3 protein-coding genes are annotated in these 3,305 nt (G+C 72.2%); 1 reads left to right on the top strand and 2 read right to left on the bottom strand.

The features are described 5' to 3' along the window. Positions 1-1,004 (top strand): agmatine deiminase family protein (locus AB0O00_RS33380; protein WP_363658227.1); only part of this gene is annotated, 1,004 nt, incomplete at its 5' end. A gap of 89 nt (positions 1,005-1,093) precedes the next feature. On the opposite strand, the gene AB0O00_RS33385 is transcribed toward AB0O00_RS33380, so the two are convergent. Together AB0O00_RS33385 and AB0O00_RS33390 are read right to left on the bottom strand one after the other, a co-directional pair. Continuing rightward, positions 1,094-1,975: a DUF4436 family protein gene (locus tag AB0O00_RS33385; RefSeq protein ID WP_363658229.1), complete on the bottom strand. Its 882-nt coding sequence runs from the start codon at positions 1,973-1,975 to the stop codon at positions 1,094-1,096. An 11-nt stretch (positions 1,976-1,986) separates the two neighbouring features. Next, entirely contained in the window at positions 1,987-3,162 is a 1,176-nt protein-coding gene (locus AB0O00_RS33390; protein ID WP_363658231.1) for an agmatine deiminase family protein, read from the bottom strand. Positions 3,163-3,305: the final 143 nt, after the last annotated feature.

Consider the following 3,305-nt stretch of genomic DNA (forward strand, 5'->3'; position numbering starts at 1 on the left):
CCCGGCGCTTCGGCGCCGAGTGGGACAAGCACGTCCGCACGGTGATGTCCTGGCCGGCGTCCGAGACCGTGTGGGGCGACCAGCTGCCGGACGTCCGGCGGGACGTCGCCGGGCTGGCCCAGGCGATCGCGGCCCGCGAGCCGGTCGTCATGATGGCCCGCCCCGAGCAGAAGGACGCCGCGCAGAAGGCGTGCGGCTCGGCGGTCGAGGTCGTGCCGATCGCCGTCGACGACCTGTGGGCCCGCGACACCCTGCCGGTGTTCGTCGAGGAGGGCGGCAAGGTCAAGGGCGTCGACTTCAACTTCAACGGCTGGGGCGGCAAGCAGCAGCGCGGCAACGACTCCAAGGTCGCCCGCACCGTCCTCGCCAAGTACGGCGTCGAGCGGATCGAGACCAGGCTGGTGGCCGAGGGCGGCTCGTTCGAGACCGACGGGCAGGGCACGCTGCTGGTCACCGAGAGCTCGGTGGTGAACGACAACCGCAACCCCGGCATGTCCCGCGACCAGGTCGAGGCCGAGCTCAGGAAGGTCCTCGGTGTGACGAAGGTGATCTGGCTGGCCGGCGTCAAGGGCAAGGACATCACCGACGCCCACGTCGACTGCCTGGCCCGCTTTGTCGCCCCCGGCGTGATCCTGCTCGACAAGTCCTTCCCCGGCACCCCGGCGGACGTGTGGTCCCGCTCGGCCGACCAGGCGCGCTCCGTCCTCGCCCAGGCCACCGACGCGACCGGGAAGAAGGTCCAGGTCGTGGAGCTCCAGCAGCCCGACCCCGACAAGATCACCGGGCGCGGCGACGCCTTCGTCTCCTCGTACATGAACTTCTACGTCGGCTCGAAGGGCGTCTACCTGCCGAAGTTCGGCGACGACCGGGCCGACGAACGCGCGCAGCAGACCATGAAGCAGTACTTCCCCGGCCGCGAGATCGTCCCCGTGAAGATCGACGCGATCGCCGCGGGCGGCGGCGGCATCCACTGCGCCACGCACGACATCCCGGCCGTCGGCTGACGCGGTCCGGCACCGTCAAGCCGGGCCCGGCTCACCTGCGGGGGCAACCCCGCGGGTGGCCGGGTCCTCGTCCTCGCACTGCCGACGCCCTAAGCCGGCGCGGCCTCCTCGGCGTCCAGGCGCTTGCGGTGCTCGACCCGGGTGCCGGCGACGACCGTCACGGTCAGGCTGGCCGCGATGATCCCTTCGGCCCAGAAGAAGGCGACGTAGTCGATGAGCGAGCCGATCGGCGGCGATCCGGGAGCGGCGTTGCGCATGCCGATCAGGGCGAAGAGGGTCGCGGCCATCCAGCCGAGCGAGGGCCAGACCAGGCCCTGCCGGCTGCGGTAGAGCACCTCGGCGCCGGCCATGACAGCCAGGGCGAGGGCCCACATCGCGGCGATCATGAACCACGCGAGGATGAAGGTGCTGCGGGCCCGGCTGACCCTCCCGTCCAGTTCGACCACCCCGGCTCCGTACGGGGTGCTGGTGGGGCGGACGAAGAAGAACGGGTCGGCGTCGACGAAGACGACGCCGACGGGTACGGCGCTCGAACCGTCCGTCGCCGAGAACGCCACCGAGAAGTGGTACCGGTCGAAGGGGTAGTCGCTCTCGGTGCCGTCGTACAGGTTGGCCTGCACGGGCTGGGGCGGCGCCTCCTCGCCGGGCGTGGCCCGCAGGTCGGTCCTGGTCGTGGAGCGGACGGTGATGTCGATCCGACGGGTGAAGGCCGGCGACTCCGGCCCCTGGGCGAGGCTGCCGTGCGGGACGGGCGAGACGTAGAGGGTGAGTTGGCCGGTGCCGGGGTCGATGTCCTGGGACGTGACGTCGAGTTCGACCCAGTCGCCCGCGGCGGGGAGGGCGAGCTCGTGGGTCTGCTGGCGGGTGTTGCGCTCGTTGAGGTAGAGGGCGATGCCGGCCGAGCACAGGACGGCCAGGATCAGCAGGACGAGTGCGAAGCGGTTGCCGCGCAGCCGGGCGGGCACCCTCACGAATGGCAGGCTCACGACGGGGAGGCCCCGGTGGTGGCGGGCTGCTGCTGGGTGGCGCAGTGGATGCCCCCGCCGCCGCCCGCGATGTGGTGGATGGACACCTGGGTGACCTTCCGCCCCGGGTGGAGGTCGCCGATGATCCGGGCCGCGTTGTCGTCGGCGGACTGGTCGCCGAAGCGCGGCACGATGACGCCGCCGTTGCACACGTAGTAGTTGATGTAGGTGGCGAGGAAGCTCTTGCCCGAGCCCTGGATCAAGTCGAAGTCGGGCTCCGGGAGTTCGACTACCTTGAGGGTCCGCCCCATCGCGTCGGTCGCCGACTTGAGCACCTCCAGGGCCTGGTCGGAGGCCGTGCTCCAGATGTCCGGCGGGGTGTCGGCGGCCGGGCGGTGGAGCACGGCGGTGCCGGGTTCGGCGAAGCGGGCGAGGGCGTCGATGTGGCAGTCGGTGATGTCCTGGCCGGCGACGCCCTTGAACCACAGCACCTTCCGGACGCCGAGCAGGTCCTTGAAGCTCGCCTCGATCTGGTCGCGGGTCTTGCCGGGGTTGCGGTTGTCGTTCACCCACGAGCTCTCGGTGGCCATCAGCGTGCCCTCGCCGTCCACCTCGATCGCCCCGCCCTCCCCCGTGATCGGGGCCTGGATGCGGGTGATGCCGTAGTGGGCGAGGAGGTTGCGGGCGACCTGGGCGTCGTTGGCGTGGGTCTGCTTGTTGCCCCAGCCGTTGAAGTTGAAGTCGACCCCGGCGAGGCCCTGCGGGCCGGTGACGAAGGTCGGGCCGGTGTCCCGGGCCCACAGGTCGTCGACCATCAGCTCGATCACCTCGACCGAGGAGCCGACCGCCTGCCGGGCCTGGTCGGCCTGGTCGGGGCGGGCCATCAGCACCACCGGCTCGAAGCCGGCGATGGCCTGGGCGAGCCCGGCGATGTCCTGGCGCACGCCCGGGAGCTGGTCGCCCCACACCTCCTCCAGGGCCGGCCAGGCCATGAACGTGCGGGTGTGCGGACGCGACTCGGCGGGCATCGCCCAGCTGCCGCCGCTCTCCGGCGCGCCCGAGGGGCTGCCCGACGGCGCCGGGCCGGACGGCTCTCCCCCGCCGTCGGAGGAGCAGCCGTCGGTGAGGGCCAGCGCGGCGAGCGCGGCCCCGGAACGCAGGAGCGAGCGGCGGGACGGCCGGGGGTGAGCCATGGGACCTCGATCTGTCGGACTCCGGGGTACGGACCGGCACGCTACTGAAGCACCGATCAGGATCCGGCCCGACAGGCATCCGCCATCCGGGCGAATCGGCGCGGTGGCCGCTCCGGCCCGGCGGGGTGCGGGGGGGGCACCGC

It is taken from the genome of Kitasatospora sp. NPDC093558 (assembly GCF_040683475.1).
In the GTDB taxonomy this organism is placed as follows: Bacteria; Actinomycetota; Actinomycetes; order Streptomycetales; family Streptomycetaceae; genus Kitasatospora.